23 protein-coding genes are annotated in these 24,103 nt (G+C 64.0%); 19 read left to right on the forward strand and 4 right to left on the reverse strand.

Annotated elements, in window-relative coordinates; genetic code table 11:
- The first annotated feature begins 5 nt into the window (after window positions 1–5).
- The 7 genes from P0D70_RS17695 (at window position 6) to ftsB (ending at window position 9,285) form a co-directional block, all read left to right on the forward strand.
- Window positions 6–794 (forward strand): TatD family hydrolase, encoded by a 789-nt coding sequence (locus P0D70_RS17695; protein ID WP_091792900.1) that lies wholly within the window; start codon window positions 6–8, stop codon window positions 792–794.
- A gap of 109 nt (window positions 795–903) precedes the next feature.
- A complete protein-coding gene (locus tag P0D70_RS17700; protein WP_408185441.1) occupies window positions 904–3,648 on the forward strand; it encodes a DNA internalization-related competence protein ComEC/Rec2 in 2,745 nt (914 codons plus the stop codon).
- 143 nt (window positions 3,649–3,791) lie between these two features.
- Complete coding sequence (locus P0D70_RS17705; protein ID WP_091792902.1) at window positions 3,792–4,595, forward strand: alpha/beta fold hydrolase; 804 nt, start codon at window positions 3,792–3,794, stop codon at window positions 4,593–4,595.
- A gap of 174 nt (window positions 4,596–4,769) precedes the next feature.
- Window positions 4,770–6,443, forward strand: a complete 1,674-nt coding sequence (gene pyrG / locus P0D70_RS17710; RefSeq protein ID WP_408185442.1) for a CTP synthase — start codon at window positions 4,770–4,772, stop codon at window positions 6,441–6,443.
- The gene (gene kdsA, locus P0D70_RS17715) at window positions 6,440–7,294 is read left to right on the forward strand and encodes a 3-deoxy-8-phosphooctulonate synthase (protein WP_091792904.1); all 855 of its coding nucleotides are present in this window, start codon (window positions 6,440–6,442) and stop codon (window positions 7,292–7,294) included. Before pyrG ends, kdsA begins: the two co-directional genes overlap by 4 nt.
- A 165-nt stretch (window positions 7,295–7,459) precedes the next feature.
- On the forward strand, window positions 7,460–8,743 hold the full coding sequence (gene eno / locus P0D70_RS17720) for a phosphopyruvate hydratase (protein WP_042322785.1): 1,284 nt from the start codon (window positions 7,460–7,462) through the stop codon (window positions 8,741–8,743).
- 107 nt (window positions 8,744–8,850) lie between these two features.
- Window positions 8,851–9,285 carry a cell division protein FtsB gene (gene ftsB, locus P0D70_RS17725; RefSeq protein WP_091792905.1) on the forward strand — a complete coding sequence of 145 codons (435 nt, stop codon included), beginning with the start codon at window positions 8,851–8,853 and terminating at the stop codon, window positions 9,283–9,285.
- A 121-nt stretch (window positions 9,286–9,406) separates the two neighbouring features.
- On the opposite strand, the gene P0D70_RS17730 is transcribed toward ftsB, so the two are convergent.
- From P0D70_RS17730 to P0D70_RS17740, 3 genes are all read right to left on the reverse strand, one after another.
- Window positions 9,407–9,796: a hypothetical protein gene (locus tag P0D70_RS17730; RefSeq protein ID WP_408185443.1), complete on the reverse strand. Its 390-nt coding sequence runs from the start codon at window positions 9,794–9,796 to the stop codon at window positions 9,407–9,409.
- 194 nt (window positions 9,797–9,990) lie between these two features.
- Complete coding sequence (hslO, locus tag P0D70_RS17735; protein ID WP_091792907.1) at window positions 9,991–10,941, reverse strand: Hsp33 family molecular chaperone HslO; 951 nt, start codon at window positions 10,939–10,941, stop codon at window positions 9,991–9,993.
- A gap of 64 nt (window positions 10,942–11,005) precedes the next feature.
- Complete coding sequence (locus tag P0D70_RS17740; protein ID WP_408185444.1) at window positions 11,006–11,530, reverse strand: gamma carbonic anhydrase family protein; 525 nt, start codon at window positions 11,528–11,530, stop codon at window positions 11,006–11,008.
- Between the two features lie 333 nt (window positions 11,531–11,863).
- On the opposite strand from P0D70_RS17740, the gene P0D70_RS17745 reads away from it, so the two are divergent.
- From P0D70_RS17745 to P0D70_RS17790, 10 genes are all read left to right on the forward strand, one after another.
- Complete coding sequence (locus P0D70_RS17745; protein ID WP_408185481.1) at window positions 11,864–12,763, forward strand: ferritin-like domain-containing protein; 900 nt, start codon at window positions 11,864–11,866, stop codon at window positions 12,761–12,763.
- Between the two features lie 85 nt (window positions 12,764–12,848).
- Window positions 12,849–13,733, forward strand: a complete 885-nt coding sequence (locus tag P0D70_RS17750; protein WP_408185445.1) for an alpha/beta fold hydrolase — start codon at window positions 12,849–12,851, stop codon at window positions 13,731–13,733.
- A gap of 148 nt (window positions 13,734–13,881) precedes the next feature.
- The gene (locus P0D70_RS17755) at window positions 13,882–14,712 is read left to right on the forward strand and encodes a 3',5'-nucleoside bisphosphate phosphatase (RefSeq protein ID WP_091792910.1); all 831 of its coding nucleotides are present in this window, start codon (window positions 13,882–13,884) and stop codon (window positions 14,710–14,712) included.
- Window positions 14,713–14,869: 157 nt separating this feature from the next.
- The gene (locus P0D70_RS17760; protein ID WP_091800294.1) at window positions 14,870–15,505 is read left to right on the forward strand and encodes an L-threonylcarbamoyladenylate synthase; all 636 of its coding nucleotides are present in this window, start codon (window positions 14,870–14,872) and stop codon (window positions 15,503–15,505) included.
- 47 nt (window positions 15,506–15,552) lie between these two features.
- Window positions 15,553–16,215 carry a site-2 protease family protein gene (locus tag P0D70_RS17765; RefSeq protein WP_408185446.1) on the forward strand — a complete coding sequence of 221 codons (663 nt, stop codon included), beginning with the start codon at window positions 15,553–15,555 and terminating at the stop codon, window positions 16,213–16,215.
- A gap of 6 nt (window positions 16,216–16,221) precedes the next feature.
- Entirely contained in the window at window positions 16,222–17,424 is a 1,203-nt protein-coding gene (locus P0D70_RS17770; RefSeq protein ID WP_408185447.1) for a tryptophan--tRNA ligase, read from the forward strand.
- 73 nt (window positions 17,425–17,497) lie between these two features.
- Window positions 17,498–18,097 (forward strand): class I SAM-dependent methyltransferase, encoded by a 600-nt coding sequence (locus P0D70_RS17775; protein ID WP_408185448.1) that lies wholly within the window; start codon window positions 17,498–17,500, stop codon window positions 18,095–18,097.
- A gap of 43 nt (window positions 18,098–18,140) precedes the next feature.
- Window positions 18,141–19,067 (forward strand): 4-hydroxy-tetrahydrodipicolinate synthase, encoded by a 927-nt coding sequence (gene dapA / locus P0D70_RS17780; RefSeq protein ID WP_091792918.1) that lies wholly within the window; start codon window positions 18,141–18,143, stop codon window positions 19,065–19,067.
- A gap of 132 nt (window positions 19,068–19,199) precedes the next feature.
- Window positions 19,200–20,339, forward strand: coding sequence for an NlpB/DapX family lipoprotein (gene bamC, locus P0D70_RS17785; RefSeq protein ID WP_091792920.1), 1,140 nt, complete (start codon window positions 19,200–19,202; stop codon window positions 20,337–20,339).
- Window positions 20,340–20,346: 7 nt separating this feature from the next.
- Window positions 20,347–21,120, forward strand: coding sequence for an MBL fold metallo-hydrolase (locus P0D70_RS17790; protein WP_091792922.1), 774 nt, complete (start codon window positions 20,347–20,349; stop codon window positions 21,118–21,120).
- A 145-nt stretch (window positions 21,121–21,265) separates the two neighbouring features.
- Here the strand turns inward: P0D70_RS17790 and P0D70_RS17795 are convergent, their stop codons facing one another.
- Window positions 21,266–21,964 carry a Bax inhibitor-1/YccA family protein gene (locus P0D70_RS17795; RefSeq protein WP_007181342.1) on the reverse strand — a complete coding sequence of 233 codons (699 nt, stop codon included), beginning with the start codon at window positions 21,962–21,964 and terminating at the stop codon, window positions 21,266–21,268.
- Window positions 21,965–22,258: 294 nt separating this feature from the next.
- Between P0D70_RS17795 and ndk the strand changes: the two genes are divergently transcribed.
- Together ndk and rlmN are read left to right on the forward strand one after the other, a co-directional pair.
- On the forward strand, window positions 22,259–22,684 hold the full coding sequence (gene ndk, locus P0D70_RS17800) for a nucleoside-diphosphate kinase (protein ID WP_007181343.1): 426 nt from the start codon (window positions 22,259–22,261) through the stop codon (window positions 22,682–22,684).
- Between the two features lie 161 nt (window positions 22,685–22,845).
- Window positions 22,846–23,997 carry a dual-specificity RNA methyltransferase RlmN gene (gene rlmN, locus P0D70_RS17805; protein WP_091800296.1) on the forward strand — a complete coding sequence of 384 codons (1,152 nt, stop codon included), beginning with the start codon at window positions 22,846–22,848 and terminating at the stop codon, window positions 23,995–23,997.
- Window positions 23,998–24,103: the final 106 nt, after the last annotated feature.

A 24,103-nucleotide genomic window follows, 5' to 3' on the forward strand; every position in this document is an offset into this window, starting at 1 on the left:
ACGCCATGTGGATCGATACGCACTGTCATCTCGATGCATCGGAATTCGACGCCGACCGCGCGCAAGTCGCGGCGGCGGCGCAGCGCGCGGGCGTGGGGCGGATCGTGATTCCGGCGATCGGCCGTGAGAACTTCGCCACGGTGCGCGAACTGGCGCACCGGGTCGCCGGCGGCGCGTATGCGCTCGGCATCCATCCGTTGTTCACGCCGTCGGCGCAAGAGAGCGATCTTGATCTGTTGCGCATGGAAATCGAGGCGAGTCTCGACGATCCGCTGTTTGTCGGTATAGGTGAGATCGGGCTGGATTATTTCGTCGACGGTCTCGACGACGCGCGCCAGCAGTTCTTCTACAACGCTCAGTTGCAACTCGCCCGTGAATTCGACCTGCCGGTGATCTGCCATGTGCGCAAATCGCAGGATCAGGTGATCAAGGGGCTGCGGCGGCATCAGATTCATCGCGGCATTGCGCATGCGTTCAACGGCAGTTTTCAGCAGGCTCAGGCGTATATCGACCAGGGCATGCATCTCGGTTTCGGCGGCAATCTGACGTTCGAGCGGGCGCGGCAAATCCGCCGCCTCGCCGAACAGTTGCCGTTCGACGCACTGGTCGTCGAGACCGATGCGCCGGACATCGCTCCGGCCTGGATCTACAAGCAGCGCAACTCGCCGGAGCAGATTCCGGCGATCGGCGCGGGCCTCGCGGAACTGCGCGGCATGACAGCCGATGAAGCCGCCCTAGGCACAACGGCTAACGCGCTCGCCGCGCTGCCGCGGCTCGCACTTTCCTCTGCATAATTGAACTCGATGGTCTGAGTGGTTCGCGCCGGGCGACACCCACGCCCGGCGGGTTCGTTGACGCCCGCGCGTAGGCGTTGTGTCGTCCGGCTCTGCTGGCGGAGGGCGGATGCGGGCATGGTGGTGCGGGTTTGCGTTGGGGGTGGTCTGGCTGCAGCGGCAGGCGGCGCTGCCGGATTGGGTGGCGATGTGCGGGCTGGTGATGGTCGCGTGCGCTGCGGTTGTCGTGGCGGTGTGGGGGGTGGGCGGGGCTGAGGGGTTGGTGGAGGAGCATCGGGCGGTGGGTGCTGCAGCCCGTTTGGCTGCTGGCGCGAAGGAGTGTTTAGCTCCTGCGTCGGCGTCGTCGCCGCCGCCAACCGCCGCGCCTACGTTTGGCGCGTACGCTCGCGCCGCGAAGCTCGCTTCACTCATAACTCGCGTCCGCTTCACCCCGCGCTTGCGTTCAGTCGCCGGTTGGGGCGCCCTGTGGTGCGCCGCGTTGTGCGCGGGCTTCGGCTACGCCGCCGTGCGCGCGGAGATGCGCCTCGCGGTGAGCTTGCCGACTGCATGGGAAGGCCGCGATATCGAAGTCGTCGGCACTATAAAAGGCTTGCCGTCACGCGACGAAAACGGCGCGCGTTTTCTATTCGACGTCGAATCGGCCGACGCGCCTATTGCCAATTTCCCGCGCGTGATCCAGCTATCGTGGATTGCCGAAGATGCGCCGCCGCCGATCCTCGAACCCGGCGCACGCTGGCAGTTGACCGTCCGGCTCAAACGTCCGCATGGCAACGCCAACTTCGGCGTGCGGGATGCCGAAGCCAATCTGCTTGCCCGCAACGTGCGCGCCACCGGCTACGTGAGCGCGCCGGCTCGCGCGGTGCGATTGCGTGGCCACGCACGCGGGATCGGCGTGACGGTGGACCGCTGGCGTGCGGCGCTGCGCGCGCGGATCGGCGCGGTACTCGGGGATGCGCCACACCGCGGGATCGTCGTGGCGCTCGCCATCGGCGCGCAGGACGAAGTCAGCGCCGCGGACTGGCTGCTGATGCGCGGCACGGGGACGAGTCATCTCGTGGCGATTTCGGGACTGCACATTGGCTTCGTCGCGGGCCTCGCGGGCTGGCTCGCGGGAGCGCTGTGGCGGCGCTCCGGTTGGATCGGCCGCGACTGGCCCTTGCGGCTGCCAGCACAAGTCGTCGCGATGACGGGCGGTGCGCTGTTCGCCGCGCTGCACGCCGCGTTGGCCGGCTTCAATGTGCCGGCGCAGCGCGCGCTATGGATGGCGGCTGTGGTCGCGCTCGCGTTTGTCAGCGGGCGCAATGTGGCGCGGTCCGCGGTGCTTGCCTGGGCATTGGGGCTCGTGGTGCTGATCGATCCCTGGGCGGTCGTGTCGGCGGGATTCTGGTTGTCCTTCTGCGCGGTCGCGGCGATCCTGTTCGCCATGTCGGGACGCCCGCAAGTGCAGGACCACGAACAGCACCACGACGATGCGAACGTGAACGGTGAGGCACCGTCCTGGCTATCGAGGCTGCGTGCCGGATTGCCGCGCCGCGTGCGCGGTGCAGGCGAAAGACTGCGCAGTGCGGCGCAGGTGCAGTTCGCCGTGACGGTCGCGCTCGCGCCGCTCACCGTTTACTGGTTCGCGCAGATTCCGCTGATCGGTCCGCTCGCGAATGCATTCGCGATTCCGTGGGTGAGCCTGCTGGTGACGCCGTCGGTACTGGCGGGCGTCGCGTTGCCTGCACCGCTCGACGCTTACGCGTGGCATGTCGCGCATGCTTTGCTGGAGTGCCTGGCCGCGGGCTTGCAGCGGCTGTCGGGTCCCGCCTGGGCGCTCTGGCGCCTGCCGCAACCGGATGCGTGGACGCTGGCCGCCGCCGCGCTCGGCGTGCTCTGGTGTCTGGCGCCGCGCGGCTGGCCGTTGCGCTGGGCCGCACCGCTGACGTGGCTGCCGCTCGTCATGCCGGCGCCGTCCGGGCCACCGCACGGCAGCTTCCGCCTCACGGCGCTGGACGTCGGTCAAGGTACGTCCGTGCTGGTGGAAACGGCGCGTCACACGTTGCTGTTCGATACGGGTCCGGGACCGGAATCGACTCACGCGGGCGAGCGGGTGGTCGTGCCGTTCTTGCAGGCGCATGGTGTGAACGCGCTCGATACGCTGATCGTCAGCCACGCCGATTCGGATCATTCGGGCGGCGCGCCCGCTGTTCTCGACGCGATCGAGGTGCATCAAATGGTGGCGGCGTTGGCGCCGTCGAATGCGCTGTGGTCGAACGCGCGCCGGCACGGCGCCGACACGCTGCCCTGCGCGGCGGGGCAGCGCTGGCAGTGGGATGGCGTCGAGTTCACGATGCTCTGGCCCGACGCCGGTCCGCTGCAAGGCAAGCCGAACGCGCATTGCTGCGTGCTGCGGGTCAGCACGTTGCCGCCCGCCACCGGTCAGCCGACCGCGGGCGTTCAACCCGTTCAAACAACGCCGCCGGTCATGACCGCCTTGCTCACGGCGGATATCGAGGCGCCCGTGGAACGTGTTCTGCTCGCGCGTGATCGCGGCGCATTGCAGGCTCAGGTGCTGGTCGTGCCGCATCACGGCAGCAAGACCTCGTCGACCGAGCCGTTCCTCGACTCTATCGACCCGCTCGTTGCGCTATTTCAGGTAGGCTATCGCAACCGTTTTCATCATCCGAGTGCGGGTGTGTTCGAGCGCTACAAGGCACGACAGATCGAACTTGGCCGCAGCGATACGGACGGTGCGGTGCGGGTCGAGGTGAACCCGGGCGCCGGGTCGAATCCTCGCGCCACGAGCGAAAGTGCCGGGCTGACGCTCGAGCGTTATCGCGACACGCAGCGCCGCTACTGGATGGACCGCTAGCAAGCTTGTCGGCGAAATGCCGGCCGGCATGGATGGACGAAACGCAGCAGGACCGCACAAGAAGCGCGCTGCTGGGCAAAGCGCCTGCGCGCAAGCGCGCACGGAAGCCCCGCACGCAAAAAACAGAACGGAGATAGCCGCAGTTGAAAAACATCATCCACTTCTCGCACGCGAACGGCTTTCCGGCGTCGACCTACCGGACGATCTTCGCCGAACTCGCCGACGACTACGAACTGCGCTCCATCGAGCGGATCGGTCACGACGCGCGCTTTCCGGTGACGCAGGACTGGCCGCATCTGGTCGAGCAGTTGCTCGACGACATCGGCAGAACGTACGAACACCCGGTGTGGCTGGTGGGGCATTCGCTCGGCGGCTATCTGTCGCTGATGGCCGCGCTGAAAAAGCCGCAGTGGGTGAGAGGGGTCGTGATGCTCGATTCGCCGGTGATCGCCGGCTGGCGCAGCAGCATGCTGCGGGTGTCGCAATGGACCGGGCTCGACGAGCGTCTCTCGCCCGCGGCCGCCACCCGTACGCGCCGCACCCAGTGGGCGAGCCGCGACGAAGCGTGGCGGCATTTCCATTCGAAGCCGGCATTCGCGCGCTGGGATGAGCGCATGCTCTCCGACTACATCGACTTCGGGATTCCGCAAACTTCGCCGGACGGCTCGCGTTCGCTGGCGTTCGATCGCCGCACCGAGTATCAGATCTATAGAACCTTGCCGCATACGCTCGGCTCGCGGCTCGCCCGGGGCGCACCGGTGCCGGTGGGTTTCATCGCCGGCACGCGTTCGAAGGAAATTCGCCAGGCCGGTCTCGCGGCAACCCGCCGCGCGACCGGCGGTCATGTGGAATGGATCGAGGGCAGTCATCTGTACCCGATGGAAAAACCGCTCGAAACCGCGCGCGCGGTGCAACGCATGTTGCATGAACTGGAGCGGCGCGCCTGACGCCGCGTTGAGTGCGGCGCATGGCCGCCGCGCCTGCGCCGCAAAAAACGGTGCGTGATCGACCTGCGGCGACGGCCGCCGCGGTGGCATATGCGCGCGCAGACATCGCTCGGATTTTGCTGGGTTGAGACCCTGCTTTACGGTATAATCCGTTTTTCCCGCGAGCATCCAGCGATGACCAAATATGTTTTCGTCACCGGCGGCGTAGTATCTTCCCTCGGCAAGGGTATTGCCGCCGCTTCCCTCGCCGCGATCCTCGAATCGCGCGGTCTTAAAGTCACCCTCCTCAAGCTCGATCCCTACATCAATGTCGACCCCGGCACGATGAGCCCGTTTCAACACGGCGAAGTGTTCGTGACGGAAGACGGAGCGGAGACCGACCTCGACCTCGGCCACTATGAGCGCTTCATCAGCACGAAGATGCGCAAGGCCAATAACTTCACCACGGGCCAGATTTACGAATCGGTGATCCGCAAGGAACGCCGCGGCGATTATCTCGGCAAGACGGTGCAGGTCATCCCGCACATCACGAACGAAATCCAGGCGTTTATCGAACGCGGTGCGGCTTCCGCAACGTGCGGTGAGCCGGACGTCGCCATCGTCGAAGTGGGCGGCACCGTGGGCGATATCGAATCGCTGCCGTTCCTCGAGGCCGCGCGTCAGATGAGCCTGCGCATGGGCCGCAACAGCGCGTGCTTCGTGCACCTCACGCTGGTGCCCTGGGTCGCCACGGCCGGCGAACTGAAGACCAAGCCCACGCAGCACAGCGTGCAGAAGCTGCGCGAAATCGGTATCTCACCGCACGTGCTGCTGTGCCGTGCCGACCGCCGCATTCCGGACGACGAGCGCGCGAAGATCTCCATGTTCTCGAACGTGCCGGAAGACGCCGTGATCTCCGTGTGGGACGCGGACAGCATCTACAAGATTCCGCAGATGCTGCACGATCAGGGCCTCGACGCGATCATCTGCGAAGAGCTCAAGCTCACGCCGAAGCCGGCCGATCTGTCCATGTGGTCCGATCTGGTCGAGAAGCTGCAGCATCCGAAGAATGAAGTCACGATCGGCATGGTCGGCAAGTATGTCGATCTGACCGAGTCGTACAAGTCGCTGATCGAAGCGCTGCGCCATGCGTCGATGCATACGTCGACCAAGGTCAACATCGAATACATCGACTCGGAAGAAATCGAGACGCAAGGCGTCGAAAGCCTCAAGCATCTGGACGCGGTCCTCGTGCCGGGCGGCTTCGGCCGTCGCGGCACCGAAGGCAAGATCGCCGCGATCCGTTATGCGCGTGAAGCGAAGGTGCCGTATCTCGGCATCTGCCTCGGCATGCAGCTCGCCGTGATCGAATTCGCCCGCGACGTGGTGGGTCTGAAAGACGCGAACAGCACCGAGTTCGATCAGGAAACGCCGAACCGCGTGGTCGCGCTGATCACCGAATGGTACGACCGCGAAGGCCGCGTCGAGAAGCGCACGGAAGAGTCGGATCTGGGCGGCACGATGCGCCTCGGTTCGCAACGCTGCCCGATCAAACCCGGCACGATGGCGGAAGAGATCTATGGCAAGGACGTGAACGAGCGCCATCGCCACCGTTATGAAGTCAATAACCGCTTCGTGCCCCAACTCGAAGCGGGCGGCCTTATCATCAGCGCCCGTACCCCGAGTGAAGATCTGCCGGAAATGATGGAACTGCCGCGCAGCATGCACCCGTGGTTCGTCGGCGTGCAGTTCCACCCGGAATTCACGTCCACGCCGCGTGACGGCCATCCGCTGTTCAAGTCGTTCGTCGAAGCGGCGCTCGCGCATCACGAAGCGAGCACGGCGAGCGCAGTCGGGGAGAAAGCATGAAACTGGGCGATTTCGAAATCGGGCTCGACAAGCCGTTTTTCCTGATCGCAGGCACCTGTGTCGTCGAATCCGAACAGATGACGATCGACACAGCCGGCCGGCTGAAGGAAATCTGCGCGAAGCTGAATATTCCGTTCATCTACAAATCGTCGTACGACAAGGCCAACCGCAGCAGCGGCAAGTCGTTCCGCGGTCTGGGCATGGACGAAGGTTTGCGCATCCTGTCCGAAGTGAAGCGTCAACTCGGTCTGCCCGTGCTGACCGATGTTCACGCCGAGCACGAGATCGAGCAGGTCGCCTCGGTGGTCGACGTGCTGCAAACGCCGGCTTTCCTGTGCCGTCAAACGGACTTCATCCACGCTTGCGCGCGTTCGGGCAAACCGGTCAACATCAAGAAGGGCCAGTTTCTCGCACCGCACGACATGAAGAACGTGATCGACAAGGCGCGTGATGCGGCGCGTGAAGCGGGTCTGTCGGAAGACCGTTTCATGGCGTGTGAGCGCGGCGTGTCGTTTGGCTATAACAACCTCGTGTCGGACATGCGCTCGCTCGCGATCATGCGCGAAACCAACGCGCCGGTCGTGTTCGACGCCACTCACTCGGTGCAGTTGCCGGGCGGGCAGGGCACGAGCTCGGGTGGCCAGCGTGAGTTCGTGCCGGTGCTGGCGCGTGCCGCGGTGGCGGTGGGCGTGTCGGGACTCTTCATGGAGACTCACCCGAATCCGGCCGAAGCCAAATCGGACGGTCCGAACGCGGTGCCGCTTCATCGCATGGCCGATCTGCTCGAGACGCTGGTTACGCTCGATCAGGCCGTCAAGCGCGCGCCGTTCCTCGAAAGCGATTTCAACTGATTCAGGCATTCACCGCGTGTCACGATCGGAATGCACAATCGGCACGCGGCGAATGCACGCAATGGTCGTCGAACGTATCGGCGCGCAAGCAGTTTGCCGGGGAGACCGGTCTGCGCCAGATACAGTGTCACAGTAAAGAATTCAACGTCATTTCTTGAGGAAACCATGAGTGCTATCGTAGATATCATCGGTCGAGAGATTCTCGATTCGCGAGGCAACCCCACCGTCGAATGCGACGTGCTGCTCGAGTCGGGCACGATGGGCCGCGCTGCGGTGCCGTCGGGTGCGTCGACGGGTTCGCGCGAAGCGATCGAACTGCGCGACGGCGAAGCCGGCCGTTACGGCGGCAAGGGCGTGCTGAAGGCCGTCGAGCACATCAACACCGAAATCTCCGAAGCGATCATGGGTCTGGACGCTTCCGAGCAGGCGTTCCTCGACAAGACGCTGCTGGAGCTCGACGGCACCGACAACAAGTCGCGCCTCGGCGCGAACGCGATGCTGGCTGTCTCGATGGCCGTCGCCAAAGCCGCTGCTGAAGAAGCCGGCCTGCCGCTGTACCGCTACTTCGGCGGCTCGGGCGCGATGCAACTGCCGGTGCCGATGATGAACATCGTCAACGGCGGCGCGCACGCCAACAACAGCCTGGACATCCAGGAATTCATGATCGTGCCGGTCAGCCAGCCGACCTTCCGCGAAGCACTGCGCTGCGGCGCCGAGGTGTTCCACGCGCTGAAGAAGATCCTGTCGGATCGCGGCATGAGCACGGCAGTGGGCGACGAAGGCGGCTTCGCGCCGAACTTCGGCAGCAACGACGAATGCCTGTCGACTATCCTGCAAGCCATCGAGAAAGCAGGCTACCGCGCCGGTGAAGACGTGCTGCTCGCGCTCGACTGCGCAGCGAGCGAGTTCTACCACGACGGCAAGTACCAGCTGGCTGGTGAAGGCCTGCAACTGTCGTCGACGGAATTCGCGGATTACCTCGCGAACCTGGCCGACAAATTCCCGATCGTCTCGATCGAAGACGGCATGCACGAAAGCGACTGGGCCGGCTGGAAGACTCTGACCGACAAGCTCGGCAAGAAGGTTCAGCTCGTGGGCGACGACCTGTTCGTCACCAACACGCGCATCCTGAAGGAAGGCATCGAGAAGGGCATCGCCAACTCGATCCTGATCAAGATCAACCAGATCGGCACGCTGACGGAAACCTTCGCGGCGATCGAAATGGCCAAGCGCGCGGGCTACACGGCCGTGATCTCGCACCGCTCGGGCGAAACCGAAGATTCGACGATTGCGGATATCGCAGTCGGCCTGAACGCCGGTCAGATCAAGACGGGTTCGCTGTCGCGCTCGGACCGCATCTCGAAGTACAACCAGTTGCTGCGCATCGAAGAAGACCTCGGTGATATCGCCAGCTACCCGGGCAAGTCGGCGTTCTACAATCTGCGCTAATGGCTGTTGTGCTGGCGCCGACCGATGAGCCGGTTATCCTTCGTTTCTGATTGACCCCGCCGCCCTGCGTATAGCGCAGGGCGGCGTGTATTTATTGTGCTTACTTCATGCGGCTTGTCACTGCTGTCCTGATCGTTCTACTGGCGCTGATCCAGTACCCGCTCTGGTGGGGGCATGGCGGCTGGCTGCGCGTCCACGAGTTGCAGCAGCAACTGGCGCAGCAGGTGCAAAAGAATGCCGACTCGAAGCTGCGTAACGAGCGCATTCAAGGTGAAGTGCAGGATTTGCAGAACGGCACGGCCGCGGTCGAAGAGCGGGCGCGCTATGAAATGGGCATGGTGAAGGACGGCGAAGTGTTCGTGCAGTTCGTATCGCCGAATGCGCCGTTGCCGACGGCGAACACGCCATCGGTGACCACATCCACGCGCGGTGAGATGTCGGCGGCGCCGCTGCATGTGGTGCCGAATCCGGAATCGCGCGCGAAGCCGGATCGCAAGCACGGCGGCAAAGGTGCTGCGAACGAGAAGAAGCCTGCGCACTGAGCTTCGTCGCGGCTCAAGGGCGCAATACGAGAGACGTAAAAAAGGCACGGCGAGTACCGTGCCTTTTTCTTTATGCTCGCTCGTCGGGCCGGATTCTCGCGCCGCGTGAGCTTGCCGCCGCTCACCAACCCCAGTACGGCCCGTAACCGACGCCAATTCCCGTACCCCAGCCGTGCCCCCAACCACCACCGTAGTAGCTGCCGTACACACTGACTGGCGGCGTGTAGTAACGCGACCAGGCTTGCGCCGCGTTTTCGGCGGCAATCGCCTGATTCTGCTCGGCCATGACCTGCTGGTCGATCGCGTCATAGCGCTGGCGCTCTGCGGGTGTCAGCGGTTGGGCGGTGCCGGCCATGCCCGACTGGTCGGCGGGCAGGCGGCTATAGATCGGCGACGGCCCCGGCGGGTCCATCATGCAGCCGGCCAGCATGCCACTGCCGACGACGATAGCCAGCACGGCGGCCGTGCGTGCATGACGCAGCAGCGGCATCAACGAAGTAGGGTGGTTCATGTTCGATCTCCATCGGTCGGATGCCTAAGCAAATCATGCGCCGCCTGGCCCCGCCAATGATTCAACGCAATATTCGACGATGCTGTGCCGCCCAAGCCCTGAAAATGCAGCGGGCGACACGGTATTGTCTGCCGTGACACAAGCGTGACGGACCGGCGTTCGGCGTGCATGGAGCCCGCGCGCCGGCGGGCCGTTCAGTGCCGCTGTTCAGCCGCGGGCGTCACTCCTTGTGAGAGCGCCTCGGCGACAAAAAGTTGCGCGACATCGACCGGATCGAACTCGTAACGCTGGTTGCAGAACTCGCAATGAATCTCCACGTGACCGCGCTCTTCGAGTACGCCGTCCACCTCTTCGCGGCCCAGCATCTTCAGCATGCCGCCGACCTTTTCGCGCGAACACGTGCACTCGAAGCGCGTCTTTGCCGGTTCGAAATGCTGAACGTTCTCCTGCCAGAACAGGCGCCGGAAAATCGTTTCCGGTTCTTCCTTCAGCAACTCGTCTTGCGACATCGTGCCGCCCAGCGTGCAGACGCGTTCCCACGTGTCCGCGTCCAGATCGCCCGGATGCGGGACGATGCCGCCGTCTCCCGGCAGTTTTTGCAGCAACATGCCGACGGCACGCTCGGTGTTCGCCGCGAGCCATAGACGCGTGTCGAGCTGCTCCGAGTGGTGCATGTAATGCTCGAGCACTTCGGACATCGAGTTGAGCGGCCCGTCCACGCCCGAGAGCGGCACGATACTTTGATACGGTTGCTGACCGGGCTGCTTGTCGGCCGGATCGAGCGTGATCACGCAACGGCCGTGGCCGCTCGCGTTCAACAGGTCGACCATGCTGGTCGTCTCGCCGATCACATTGGCCGCTTCGCCTGACAGCTTGGCGGTGGCGCGCATCGACAGATCGGAGCCGCACTGCACCACCAGCATCTTGACCGGGCCGTCGCCGAAAATCTGCATGATGAGCGTGCCGTCGAACTTGAGGTTCGCCGACAGCAGCGCGCACGCGGCCATCATTTCGCCCAGCACCGTGCGCACCGGCGCCGGATAATCGCGGCGTGTCAGGACTTCCTGCCACGTATTGCGCAGCGAAACGATCTCGCCGCGCACCGGCGCCGCGCTGAACATGAATTTTTGCAACTGGTCGCTCACAACTTTTCCTCGGTCAAATGACGCAGCATGATGCCGCGTCGTGCGCGCCGCGCGCACCGGCTGGCTAGCCGATGCGCACGAGCTGCGCCTTGTAATATTCGCGGCGCTCGGCATAGGTTGCCGCGCCGCGCTGCATGTTGGCGATATCCGTCTCGGTCAGTTCGCGCACCACCTTGGCGGGCGCGCCGAGAATCAGCGAATTGTCGGGAAACACTTTGCCTTCGGTGACGATGGCGCCCGCTCCGACCAGACAGTTGCGGCCGATCACCGCACCATTCAAGACCACGGCCTGAATTCCGATCAGCGAACCTTCCTTGATCGTGCAGCCGTGCAGCATGACCTGGTGGCCGATCGTGACGTTCGGCTCGATCGTCAGCGGAAAACCGGGGTCAGTGTGCAGCACGGCGTTTTCCTGCACGTTGCTACCCGTGCCGATGGTGATGGGCTCGTTGTCGCCGCGAATCGTCGCGCCGAACCAGACGCTGGCGTTCTCTTCGAGCGTCACGTTGCCGATAATGCTCGCTGAATCCGCTACGAACACGCTTTCATGGATGGTCGGGGCGGCATCGCCAAGCTTGTAAATGGTCACAGTGTCTCCTCTTGATCGGTCGCTACGTGCGCGGAATAGGGCGCGAAACGGGCCGGCATGTCTTGCGCCGCCGGGCTGTGCCGCCACGCCAAGGCTTCGGTCACGTTGGATGGTCGTCGAATCGAGTATTGTAAACGGTTGTGTGCTTGAGCCGCTTGATACGGCGGCGCGATACGCCGCTTCGCTCCTGGGGCTGCCGGATGCGTGGTCGTGCCGCGGCTCGTGCTTTGAAGGCCGCGGGTCGATGTATCGGCCGCGGCTCGTCCTGCCGTTTCCCTGGCCTCCGCGCCTTCGGCTCTTTTTGCTGTTTCCTTTGTCGATCCGCTTGCCATGATGTCTGCCGCTCCGTCCGCTCCGTCTGATTCATCCGTCGCCGATTCCGGACGGCAAGTGCATTGCGCGCGCGCCGCCGCGCTCCACGCATTGTGCGAAGCCGATCCGGCCGCCAAGGCCGCCGCGGCCCGAGGGCTCTACGCGGCGGTACTCGAAGGCCGCATGGTGTGCGCCGCAGACCTCGAACTCGTCGAACCGGCCGGTCTGCCGGGCCGTCCCGCTCGGCCCGAACTGGTCGATCCGCGCCAGCTGAAGCGGCGCAGCATGCAATCGCCGCAAGGGCGCGCGGTTCTGCTGCATGCGCTCGCGCACATCGAATTCAACGCCATCAATCTCGCGCTCGACGCGGTCTGGCGCTTTGCCGGCATGCCCGCGGCGTTCTACACAGACTGGCTCAAAGTCGCCGCCGAAGAGGCCTATCACTTCTCGCTGCTGGCCGCGCGCCTCGCGCAGTACGGCCACGTCTACGGCGACTTCCCGGCCCACGACGGCTTGTGGGACATGTGCGAGCGCACGCGCGGCGACGTGCTGGCGCGCATGGCGTTGGTGCCGCGCGCACTCGAAGCGCGCGGCCTCGACGCCTCGCCGCCGATTCGGGCGCGCCTGCTGCAGGCGGGCGATCAGGCATCGGCGGCAATTCTCGACGTGATCCTGCGCGACGAAATCGGCCACGTGCTGATCGGCAACCGCTGGTTCCGGCACCTGTGCGACGCCAGCGGATGCGACCCTCACGACACGTACACGCGTCTTGCCGACCAGTATCACGCACCGAAATTACGTGGTCCGTTCAATTTCGAGGCGCGCCGCGAGGCCGGTTTCGACGAAGCGGAACTGGCCGAGCTGACAGCCCTCGCGGGCCTCGACGCTCCGCAGGCGGTGCCGCCGTCGGCCGCCGACTGAGGTTTCCTTCGCAATCCGGCGCCGCGCGTTGCCGGCCTATCTCGTTATAATCGAACGACCATTCTTTTTTTTGGACGTGCCGTTCATGAACTCTTCCCAGTCTGAATTCGTCGCCGTGCGCGGCATCCGTCTGCATGTGCGCCGCTGGGGCAACCCGGATGCGCCGATGCTGTTCATGCTGCACGGCTGGATGGACGTCGCGGCCTCGTTCCAGTTCGTCGTCGACGCGTTGGGCGGCGAGTGGCAGGTGCTGGCGCCGGACATGCGCGGTTTCGGCCTGTCGGACTGGCCGGTGGCGGAGCGCGGCGGCGGCAATTACTGGATCCAGGACTATCTGGCCGATCTCGACGCCTTGCTCGACCACTATGCGCCGACCGGCGAAGTGAATCTGGTCGGCCACAGCATGGGCGCCAACATTGCCTGCGTGTATGCGGGCGTGCGGCCGGAGCGGGTGCGGCGCGTGGTCGACCTCGAAGGGTTCGGCCTCGCGCCTTCGCACGCGGCGCAGGCGCCCAAACGTCTGCGCAACTGGCTCGACGAATTGCGCGATCCGCCGCAGCTGAAGCGCTACGCGTCGCTCGACGACGTCGCCGCGCGTCTCATCAAGACCAATCCGCGCCTCGATCCGCAGCGCGCGCAGTTTCTCGCGCAGCATTGGTCGAAGCCGGATGGCGAAGGGCGCTTCATGCTGCTCGCCGACCCAGCGCACAAACTGCGCGGCCCTGCGCTGTACCGTCTCGACGAAGTGATGGCGACGTGGCGCAAGGTGAGCGCCAGGGTGCTGCACGTGGAAGCCGCCAACTCGCCGACGCTTGCGCAGATCGCCGGCGAAATTCCGCTCGACGAGTTCAAGGCGCGCTTTCAGGCGTTCCCGAACTGGCGCGAGAAGATCATCGACGAAGCAGGGCACATGGTTCACCACGACCAGCCGGAGCAGGTGGCCGCGCTGATAGAAGGGTTCTGCGCGTAGCGTCCTCGACAGGCCGAGGAATCGCAAAGGGCGCTTCCTTCGGAACGCCCCGCATAGGAACTGCCTCCGGTCGGCGGTTGCGCGAGATAGCTCTGCGTCCACTTACTGCGTTGCAGTAAAATGAGTGCAGATCCTTTTCAAGACAACGATGAACGCCGACCTCCACTGTCATTCCACCGTTTCCGACGGCCAGTTCGCGCCGGCCGAGGTTGCGCGCCGCGCGCACGCGGGCGGCGTGACGCTGTGGGCGCTCACCGATCACGATGAACTCGGCGGCCAGCACGAAGCGAAAAACACCGCCGAAGCGCTCGGCATGGGCTATCTGAGCGGCGTCGAAATTTCGGTGACGTGGGCGTCGCGCACGGTGCATATCGTCGGGCTGGGCATCGATCCGACCAGTTCGATCCTGATCGACGGTCTCGCGCGCACCCGCAACGGCCGCGCCGCGCGCGCCGAAGCCATCGGCGAGCAACTGGCCACGCTCGGCATTCCCGACGCCTATCGGGGCGCCCTCAAATACGTATCGAACCCCGACATGATTTCGCGCACGCATTTCGCGCGGTTCATGGTTGAAAACGGCTACGCCACTTCCACGCAAGACGTGTTCACGCGCTATCTGGGCGACGGCAAGCCCGGCTACGTGTCGCACCGGTGGGCCAAACTGGCCGACGCGGTCGGCTGGATCCAGGCTGCCGGCGGCGAAGCCATCATTGCGCATCCGGGTCGGTATGCTTACTCGCCGGTCGAATTCGACGCGTTTTTTGCCGAATTCATCGATCTCGGCGGCAAGGCGATCGAAGTGGTGACGGGCAGCCATACGCCCGACCAGTATCGCGAATACGCGGATGTCGCGCGCCGTTTCGGCTTCGAGGCGTCGCGCGGGTCCGACTTCCACGCACCCGGCGAAGGCCGTGTCGACCTCGGCACGTTGCCGCCGCTGCCCTCCGATCTGAAGCCCGTCTGGGAACGCTGGCTGTGAGCGCGCCGTGCCGTAACGGCACGTCGAGCGCGAAAGCCGGCGGGGCGCGGCGCGCGGCACGCGCCTGGCTCCAAGCTTGGGCGCGATCTTCCGGCCGGTCTTCAGCCGCAGTTCATTTGCCGTTCAGCCGCAGTTCATTCGTCAGCCAACGTTAGCCATGTCCCAATACTTCCGGCTTCATCCTGATAACCCGCAGCCGCGCCTCGTCAAGCAGGCCGTGCAGATCATCAACGATGGCGGCGTGGTCGCGCTGCCGACGGATTCCAGCTACGCGCTCGCTTGCCATCTGGACGACAAGGACGCGGTCGAGCGTCTGCGCCGCATTCGCGGACTGGACGAGAAGCAGCTGCTGTCGCTGCTGGTGCGCGATCTGTCCGAACTCTCGAATTTCGCGATGGTGGACAACCGGCAGTACCGGCTGATCAAATCGGTGACGCCCGGCCCCTATGTATTCGTCTTGCAGGCTACCAAGGAGGTGCCGCGGCGCCTCTCGCACCCTTCGCGCAAAACCATCGGCCTGCGCGTGCCGGATCATGCGATCACGCTGGCGATTCTCGAAGAACTCGGCCAGCCGCTGCTCGGCTCGACGCTGATCATGCCAGGGGAAACCCAGCCAATGAACGACCCGGAAGAAATCCGCGCGCGTCTGGAAAAGCAGCTGGATCTGGTGATCGACGGCGGCCCCTGCGTGTGCGAGCCGTCCACGGTGATCGATCTGACGGGCGCGGAACCGGTGCTGGTGCGGGCAGGGCGCGGTTCTCTCGCGCCGTTCGGCCTCGAAGAGACGGCATGAGTGAAAGCGGACAGACGCACGCAATCGCGTTGTTACAATAGCGAGTTATGGATTCTTCCCTGATACAGACCATTGCGGTATACGCGTTGCCCGTGATTTTCGCCATCACGCTGCATGAAGCCGCGCATGGCTATGTGGCGCGCTGGCTCGGCGACAACACGGCCTACGTACTCGGCCGCGTGTCGGTCAATCCGATGCGGCACATCGACCCGCTCGGCACGATCGCGATTCCCTTGCTGCTGTACTTCGCCACCAGCGGCGCGTTCATGTTCGGCTACGCCAAGCCGGTGCCGGTTGCCTTCGGCAACCTGCGCAATCCGCGCTGGGGCAGCCTGTGGGTCGCGGCCGCGGGTCCGGCCTGCAACTTCGTGCAAGCGCTGATCTGGGGCCTGTTCGGTGTCGCGCTCGCGGTAATGAATGTGGACGAGCCATTCTTCACGCGCATGGCGGGAGCCGGCGTGGGCGTGAATCTCGTGCTCGGCGTGCTGAACCTGTTTCCGCTGCCGCCGCTCGACGGCGGCCGTGTGCTAATGGCGCTGCTGCCGCCGCGGCAATCCATCACGCTGTCACGCCTCGAGCCGTACGGTTTTTTCATCGTAATGGCGCTCGTCATGACGGGCACGCTGACGCGCTACTGGCTGAACCCGCTTGTCACGATCGGCTATAGCGCGATCACCGCCATTCTGACTCCTCTTGTTTCGCTTTTCTAAATAATCATGTTCCCAGACCGTATCTTCTCCGGCATGCGGCCCACCGGGTCGTTGCACCTCGGCCACTATCACGGCGTGCTGAAAAACTGGGTGCGGCTGCAGTCCGAGTACCCGTGTTTCTTCTGCGTGGTCGACTGGCATGCGCTGACCACGCATTACGAAACGCCCGAAGTGATCGAAAAGAACGTCTGGGATGTGCTGACCGACTGGCTGGCAGCGGGTATCGATCCGGCGCAGGCCACGCTGTTTATTCAGAGCAAGGTGCCCGAGCATGCCGAACTGGCGCTCCTGCTCGGCATGAGCACGCCGCTCGGCTGGCTCGAACGCGTGCCGACCTACAAGGAGCAGCAGGAGAAGCTGAAGGACAAGGATCTGTCCACTTACGGCTTTCTCGGCTATCCGGTGTTGATGGCGGCGGACATCCTGTTGTATCGCGGCTCGCTCGTGCCGGTTGGTGAAGACCAGGTGCCGCACGTCGAAATGACGCGCGAAATCGCGCGCCGCTTCAACTACCTGTACGGCCGTGAACCGGGTTTCGAGCAGAAGGCGAACGAGGCGGCGAAAAAGCTCGGCGGCAAGCGCGCCAAGCTCTATCACGAACTGCGCAATGCCTACCAGCAGGAAGGCGACGACGAAGCGCTCGAACAGGCGCGCGCCATGTTGCAGGAATCACAGAGCCTGTCGATGAGCGATCGCGAGCGTTTGTTCGGCTACCTCGAAGGTTCGCGCAAGATCATTCTGGTCGAGCCGCAAGCCATGCTGACCGAGGCGTCGCGCATGCCGGGTCTCGACGGTCAGAAAATGTCGAAGTCGTACGGCAACACGATCGGCCTGCGTGAAGACGCGGAGACGATCACGAAGAAAGTCCGCACCATGCCGACCGATCCGGCTCGCGTGCGCCGCACCGATCCGGGCGACCCCGACAAGTGCCCGGTGTGGCAGCTTCACCAGGTCTACACCGACGAAGCCACTCACGAATGGGTGGAGAAGGGCTGCCGGTCGGCCGGCATTGGCTGCCTCGAGTGCAAGCAGCCGGTGATCGAGGGCATTCTGCGCGAGCAGCAGCCCATGCTCGAGCGCGCGCAGAAGTACATGGACGACCCGTCGCTGTTGCGCGCGATCGTCGCCGACGGCTGCGACAAGGCCCGCAAGTTCGCCACGGAAACGATGCGCGACGTACGCGAGGCCATGGGCCTGTCTTACAACTGAAGCAGCTGACGCAAGTGAAGCAGCTGACGCAAGTGACCCAACCGGTGAGCCGTGCTGAACGGCGGGCAAGTCGATGAGCACGCCCGTTGCCGCCATGCACGGACTGGGCGAGCCGTCTCCCTGGGTGCGCGATTGGGCGCATCTGATCGCGCCGGGCGGCGCGGTGCTCGACGTCGCATCCGGCGCGGGCCGGCATGCGCGGTTCTTTGCGTCGCTGGGGCATCCGGTGACCGCCATCGACCGCGACGCGGCGGCGCTCGGCATGCTGCGTGGCGAGCCGCTCGTCACGCCAGTCGAAGCCGACCTCGAGGGCGCCGCGTGGCCGTTGCCCGCCGAGGCGAAATTCGCCGCCGTCGTGGTGACGAATTACCTGCACCGCCCGCTCTTTGCGCAGCTTTTGCGCGCGCTCGCGCCCGGCGGCGTGCTGGTTTACGAGACCTTCGCGCAAGGAAACGAAAGGGTCGGCAAACCCTCCAATCCGGCGTTTCTACTGGCGCCCGGCGAGCTGCTCGAGCGCGTGCGCGGCCAGCTCCGGGTGGTCGCATTTCAAGATGGTTTTCTCGCGCAGCCGCGCCCGGCCTACGTCCAGCGGATCTGCGCAATTCTGGAGGCGGAGCGCTCAGTCGACCCCGCGCAGGCGGCAGCTCCGCCTTGTTACGAGTTGGCTGGCTAATCCGCTACAATCGCGGTTTACCTGATCAAATTCATGGCGTTTCATGACTAACGGCAACCAAGGCAGCAACCAAGGCAGCAACGACGGCGTTCAGATTCGCGGCAGCATTCCTGCCATCATCACCCCGATGCTCGAAGACGGCAGCCTGGATCTGCCGGCGTTTCGCAAACTGATCGACTGGCATATCGCAGAGGGCACGAACGCTCTCGTCGTGGTCGGCACGAGCGGCGAATCGGCCACGCTGTCGGTCGAGGAACACGTGCTGATGGTCAAGACCGCGGTCGAGCACACGGCGGGCCGGATTCCGGTGATCGCGGGCTCGGGCGGCAATTCCACGACCGAGGCGATCGAACTCACCCAGCAGGCCAAGGAAGTCGGCGCCGACGCCACGCTCCAGGTCGTGCCGTACTACAACAAGCCGACGCAGGAAGGCATTTACCGCCATTTCGCGAAGATCGCCGAAACCGTCGATCTGCCGGTGATCCTGTACAACGTGCCGGGCCGCACCGTTGCGGACATGAGCAACGAAACCATTCTGCGTTGCGCGCAGGTGCCGGGCATCATCGGTGTGAAGGAAGCGACCGGCAATATCGATCGCGCCGCGCATCTGATCAAGTCCGCGCCGTCGCACTTCGGCATCTACAGCGGCGACGATCCCACCGCCATCGCGCTGATGCTGCTCGGCGGCCACGGCAATATTTCGGTCACCGCCAACGTCGCGCCGCGCGCCATGAGTGATCTCTGCAAGGCTGCGCTCGCCGCGGACGCTAAGACCGCGCGCGAGATTCATATGAAACTCCTGTCGCTGCATAAGAACCTGTTCATCGAATCGAATCCGATTCCGGCCAAATGGGCGCTGCAGCAATTGGGTCGTGTGCAGGGCGGAATCCGCCTGCCGCTCACGCCGCTCGATCCGCAATACCACGAAGTGGTGCGCGGCGCGCTGCGCGAAGCGGGCCTGCTGGGCTAGGCGGACAGCGTCCGCGGCACCACCAGCGCCAACGAAAGCCTGCCACCGGCACTCCCTTAACCGACGTCGATCCAGCCCACGTTCCCGGCACACAGAACCAAGGCACCGCGTTCCAGCATCACGAAGGACCTCATGAAACGTTCCGCACTTTCCCTCCACGCAACCCGCATGGCGGCGCTGGCGCTTGCCCTCACGACGCTCGCCGGCTGTGACACGCTGAACGACTGGTTTGCTTCCGACCGCGTCAACTACAAGGGCGCGGGCAGCGCGCCGGCGCTCGCCGTTCCCGGCGATTTGAGCACCACGCCGACCGATCAGCGCTATGTCGCACCGCCGGCCAATCTGGCGCTGGGCGGCGCGCAGCAGCGCGCGGTCACGGCCGCCGGCAATTCGACCGAAGGTCAGCCGAACGCGCAGGATCCGTTCGGCATGCATATCGAACGTGACGGCGATCGCCGCTGGCTGGTGGTCGACGGCCGCACGCCGGAACAACTCTGGTCGCAGTTGCAGGAGTTCTGGCAGGAGAACGGCTTTGCGCTGAAGACCGACGCTCCGGCTACCGGCATCATGACGACCGACTGGGCTGAAAACCGCGCCAACATTCCGGACGACTGGTTCCGCCGCACGGTCGGCAAGGTCATCGATTTCGCGTATTCGTCGGGCACGCGTGACAGCTTCCGCACGCTCGTGTCGCGCGCGCCGGGCGAAACAACGGACATTTCCATCACGCACAGCGCGATGGAAGAAGTGATGACAGGGCAGGACAAGACGTCCTCGCGTTGGGAAGAGCGTCCTCGCGATCCGGCCCTGGAAGCGCTGTTCCTGACCAAGCTGATGCAGAAGTTCGGTCTGACCGAAGCGCAGTCGAAGCAGTTGCTGACCGACGCGCGTCCGGCGGTGGCGCCGACCACGCTCGACCAGAGCGCGGGCGCGTCCACGCTCGATCTGCAGGAGTCGTTCGACCGCGCATGGCTGCGCGTGGGCCTCGCGCTCGACCGCACCAACTTCACCGTCGACAACCGCGATCGTGCGAAGGGCATCTACTACGTGCGCTACGCGGATTCGATGCAGGAGCTGAAGAAAGAAGGGCTGTTCGGCAAGCTGTTCTACAGCGGCAATACGGCGAAGAAGCCGGGTCAGGAATTCCTCGTCAACGTTCGCTCGAAGGGCGATGCAGTGACGCAGGTGGCCGTGCTGAACGCGAACGGACAGGTGGACAATTCGTCCGACGCGCAGCGCATCGTGACGCTGCTGCACGCGCAACTGAACTAAGCGGACCGTGAGGTTCGCGAGTCTCGGCAGCGGCAGTGAAGGCAACGCCATGCTGGTGGAAGCGCAAAGCGGCGCGACCACCACGCGTGTGCTGCTCGACTGCGGTTTTTCGGCCAAGGAAGTCGAGCGGCGGCTGACGCGGCTTGGCGCGAGCGTCGAAGGTCTCGACGCGATTCTGATCACGCATGAGCATGGCGATCACATTGGCAGTGCGCTAACGCTGGCGCGCAAGTGGTCGATTCCCTTGTACATGAGCTGGGGCACCGCTCGCGCGGTAGGCGCCGACGAAGCCGACGTGGACCTGCAGGTGCTCTGGGGCGACGAAGCGGTGGCGATCGGCGACCTCAGCATTCTCCCCTACACCGTCCCGCACGACGCCCGCGAGCCGTTGCAATACGTGCTCTCGAACGGCGCGAGCCGGCTTGGCGTGCTGACGGACGTCGGCACGTCCACGCCTCATATCAGCTCGGTGCTGAGCGGATGCGACGCGTTGGTGCTCGAATGCAATCACGATGTGCGGATGCTGGCGGGCAGCCGCTATCCGCAATCGTTGAAAGCGCGCATCGGCGGCAATCATGGGCATCTGAACAACGACGCGGCGGCTGAAATTCTGGCTTCGCTCGATCGTTCGAGATTGCGCCACCTGGTCGCCGCGCATCTGAGTCAGCAGAACAATTCGCCTGAACTGGCGCAGGCCGCTATGGCCGGCGTGCTGGGCGCGGCGCCTACAGAAGTGGTGGTGGCTTCGCAGGACGACGGGTTTGCGTGGCTGAGCGTCTGATCCGCGCCTGATTCCTGATGCTTGCCCCGCGCGGCAGGCGCCGCGATTCCATGAAAAAAGCCCATAACGATTACTCGTTATGGGCTTTTTCTTCAAGGCGGAGCGTCTCGAACGCCGCGCCCTGAATCAGGCTGGTTTGCCACCCTTAGTTGCGGTTACCGCCGAAAATTCCGAGCAGCGCGAGCAGGTTGACGAACACGTTGTACAGGTCAAGGTAGATCGCGAGGGTGGCGGTGATGTAATTCGTTTCACCGCCGTTCACGACGCGCTGAACGTCGAACAGCATGTAGGCCGAGAAGATCACGATGGCGAGAACCGACACCGTGAGCATCAGCGCCGGCAGATGCAGGAACACGTTCGCGACCGATGCGAGCAGCAGCACGATCACGCCCATGAACAGCCACTTGCCGAGACCCGAGAAGTCGCGCTTGCTGACCGTGGCGATGGTTGCCATCGACGCGAAGATCACACCAGTGCCACCGAAGGCGAGCATGATCAACGACGGGCCGTTCGAAAAACCGAGCACGAAGCTCAGGATGCGCGACAGCATCAGGCCCATGAAGAACGTGAAGCCGAGTAGCACGAACACGCCGGCCGCGCTGTCTTTGGTTTTCTGGATGGCGAACATGAAGCCGAAGGCGATCGCGAAGAACGCCAGCATGCTCATGGCGGGACTCGTGGCGGCGAACAGCGAGAAACCCGTGGCGAGGCCCACCCACGCGCCGAGCACTGTCGGAATCATGGACAGCGCGAGCAGCCAGTAGGTGTTCCGTAGCACGCGGTTACGCGTTTCGACCGTGCTGACCGCGCCATTGCGGCCAAAGCTATACGGATGATCGTTCATGGTCTCTCCTTACCTCAGAAGCAAGTTGCGTATGGTTGTGAAGCGGGTTGTAGCGAGCCGTGGAATTCCTGTCACCGGCGCGGCGCTCTCATCCCTAAGATTGGCGCGCGGGCAGGGAGTTTCAATGCCCTGAAAATACTGACTTGGCACCCACACGGCCAACGCTACCAGTATTCGGAAACTCCTGCTTGGAGTCTTTCAGTGTTGTAAGGGTTCAATCGCAATCATACACGGGAACATGCTACAATAGCGGATTCATTTGAATCTGTAACCTCTTAATTTTTTGGAGTTTTTATGGCGATCGAACGCACCCTGTCCATTATCAAGCCGGACGCAGTGGCCAAGAACGTGATCGGCCAGATCTATACCCGTTTCGAGAACGCTGGTCTGAAGATCGTGGCTTCGCGCATGGTTCACCTGTCGCGCGCCGACGCAGAGAAGTTCTACGCCGTGCACGCCGCACGTCCGTTCTTCAAGGACCTGGTCGATTTCATGATCTCGGGCCCGGTCGTCGTGCAAGCGCTGGAAGGCGAAAACGCCATTCTTAAGCACCGTGACCTGATGGGTGCAACGGACCCGAAGAAGGCGGAAAAGGGCACGATCCGCGCCGATTTCGCAGACAGCATCGACGCGAACGCAGTGCACGGTTCCGACGCGCCTGAAACGGCAGCAGTCGAAATCGCGTTCTTCTTCCCCCAAGTGAACGTCTACTCGCGTTAAGCAGGACTTGCCCTGCGCGGTTCGTGCAGCCGATTGGATTTATCGCACGAATCGCCCGGCAAAGTAGTAAGGTAAAAGCAGCAGGAATGGGCGCGAACGGCATTGCGTTCATGCAGCTTGTTGCATGAACGTAGTCTCGCACTGAAATGGCAGGATTCGATATGACGAGCAGTCCCACCGTCAACCTTCTCGACCTCGACGCCCAAGGGCTTGTCGCTTACTGCGACAGCCTGGGCGAGAAGCCGTTTCGCGCCAAGCAATTGCAGCGCTGGATTCACCAATACAACGCTGCCGACTTCGACGGCATGACCGATCTGGCGAAGTCCTTGCGCGAAAAGCTCAAAGGGCGCGCCACGATCTCGATGCCCGGCATCGTCAGCGACCATATTTCGACCGACGGCACACGCAAGTGGCTGATCGACGTCGGCAACAGCAACGCGGTTGAAACTGTCTACATTCCCGAAGAAACGCGTGGCACGCTGTGCGTGTCGTCGCAGGCCGGGTGTGCAGTCAATTGCCGTTTCTGTTCGACCGGCAAACAGGGTTTTTCCCGCAATCTCACCACCGGCGAAATCATCGGCCAGTTGCGTATGGCCGAGTTCGCGCTGCGCGCGTCGCGCGGTGTGGATGGCGGTCGCGCCACGGGCGGTGACGGCAAGGGCGAGCGCGTCGTCACGAATGTCGTGATGATGGGCATGGGCGAGCCGCTGCTCAACTACGACGCGGTCGTGCCGGCCATGCGCCTGATGCTCGACGACAACGCCTACGGCCTGTCGCGCCGCCGCGTCACGCTGTCCACCTCGGGTGTCGTGCCCATGATGGACCGGCTCGGCGCCGATCTGCCGGTGGCGCTCGCGGTCTCCCTGCATGCGCCTAGCGATCCGCTGCGCGACATGCTCGTGCCGCTGAACAAGAAATATCCGCTGCGCGAACTGATGGCGGCTTGCCAGCGCTATCTGAAAGTCGCGCCGCGCGACTTCATTACGTTTGAATATTGCATGCTCGACGGCGTGAACGACAGCGAGGCGCAAGCGCGCGAGTTGCTCGCCATTACGCGCGACGTGCCGTGCAAGTTCAACCTGATTCCGTTTAATCCGTTCCCCGAATCGGGCCTCATCCGCTCGAAGCCGGAACAGATCAAGCGGTTTGCACAAGTGTTGATGGACGCAGGCGTCGTCACCACGGTGCGCAAAACACGCGGCGATGATATCGACGCTGCCTGCGGTCAGTTGGCCGGTGCGGTAAAAGACCGCACTCGCCTTGCTGAACGCACCGGGAAGGCAGCGAAGATTATCGAGGTTCGCGCCGTGTAATCGCGCGGGGACCGCAGGGCGCCGATGGTCGGGAAAGCTCCCCGAAAGCGCGAAAACCTGCGGTGCCAGCGTCGATTGAAAAGAAAGTTTGCAGAAGCGATCGGAA

This window comes from Paraburkholderia sp. RL17-381-BIF-C (genome assembly GCF_046026435.1).
Lineage (GTDB): Bacteria > Pseudomonadota > Gammaproteobacteria > Burkholderiales > Burkholderiaceae > Paraburkholderia.

Bases quoted from the DNA above. Each gene is read 5' to 3' on its own strand.
- ndk (WP_007181343.1), top strand. From the start codon at position 22,259: ATGGCGATCGAACGCACCCTGTCCATTATCAAGCCGGACGCAGTGGCC.
- P0D70_RS17755 (WP_091792910.1), top strand. From the start codon at position 13,882: ATGAACGCCGACCTCCACTGTCATTCCACCGTTTCCGACGGCCAGTTC.
- P0D70_RS17695 (WP_091792900.1), top strand. From the start codon at position 6: ATGTGGATCGATACGCACTGTCATCTCGATGCATCGGAATTCGACGCC.
- bamC (WP_091792920.1), top strand. From the start codon at position 19,200: ATGAAACGTTCCGCACTTTCCCTCCACGCAACCCGCATGGCGGCGCTG.
- P0D70_RS17775 (WP_408185448.1), top strand. From the start codon at position 17,498: ATGAGCACGCCCGTTGCCGCCATGCACGGACTGGGCGAGCCGTCTCCC.
- P0D70_RS17770 (WP_408185447.1), top strand. From the start codon at position 16,222: ATGTTCCCAGACCGTATCTTCTCCGGCATGCGGCCCACCGGGTCGTTG.
- P0D70_RS17750 (WP_408185445.1), top strand. From the start codon at position 12,849: ATGAACTCTTCCCAGTCTGAATTCGTCGCCGTGCGCGGCATCCGTCTG.
- P0D70_RS17730 (WP_408185443.1), bottom strand. From the start codon at position 9,796: ATGAACCACCCTACTTCGTTGATGCCGCTGCTGCGTCATGCACGCACG.
- rlmN (WP_091800296.1), top strand. From the start codon at position 22,846: ATGACGAGCAGTCCCACCGTCAACCTTCTCGACCTCGACGCCCAAGGG.
- ftsB (WP_091792905.1), top strand. From the start codon at position 8,851: ATGCGGCTTGTCACTGCTGTCCTGATCGTTCTACTGGCGCTGATCCAG.
- P0D70_RS17760 (WP_091800294.1), top strand. From the start codon at position 14,870: ATGTCCCAATACTTCCGGCTTCATCCTGATAACCCGCAGCCGCGCCTC.
- kdsA (WP_091792904.1), top strand. From the start codon at position 6,440: ATGAAACTGGGCGATTTCGAAATCGGGCTCGACAAGCCGTTTTTCCTG.
- pyrG (WP_408185442.1), top strand. From the start codon at position 4,770: ATGACCAAATATGTTTTCGTCACCGGCGGCGTAGTATCTTCCCTCGGC.
- dapA (WP_091792918.1), top strand. From the start codon at position 18,141: ATGACTAACGGCAACCAAGGCAGCAACCAAGGCAGCAACGACGGCGTT.
- P0D70_RS17700 (WP_408185441.1), top strand. From the start codon at position 904: ATGCGGGCATGGTGGTGCGGGTTTGCGTTGGGGGTGGTCTGGCTGCAG.
- P0D70_RS17765 (WP_408185446.1), top strand. From the start codon at position 15,553: ATGGATTCTTCCCTGATACAGACCATTGCGGTATACGCGTTGCCCGTG.
- eno (WP_042322785.1), top strand. From the start codon at position 7,460: ATGAGTGCTATCGTAGATATCATCGGTCGAGAGATTCTCGATTCGCGA.
- P0D70_RS17745 (WP_408185481.1), top strand. From the start codon at position 11,864: ATGTCTGCCGCTCCGTCCGCTCCGTCTGATTCATCCGTCGCCGATTCC.
- P0D70_RS17795 (WP_007181342.1), bottom strand. From the start codon at position 21,964: ATGAACGATCATCCGTATAGCTTTGGCCGCAATGGCGCGGTCAGCACG.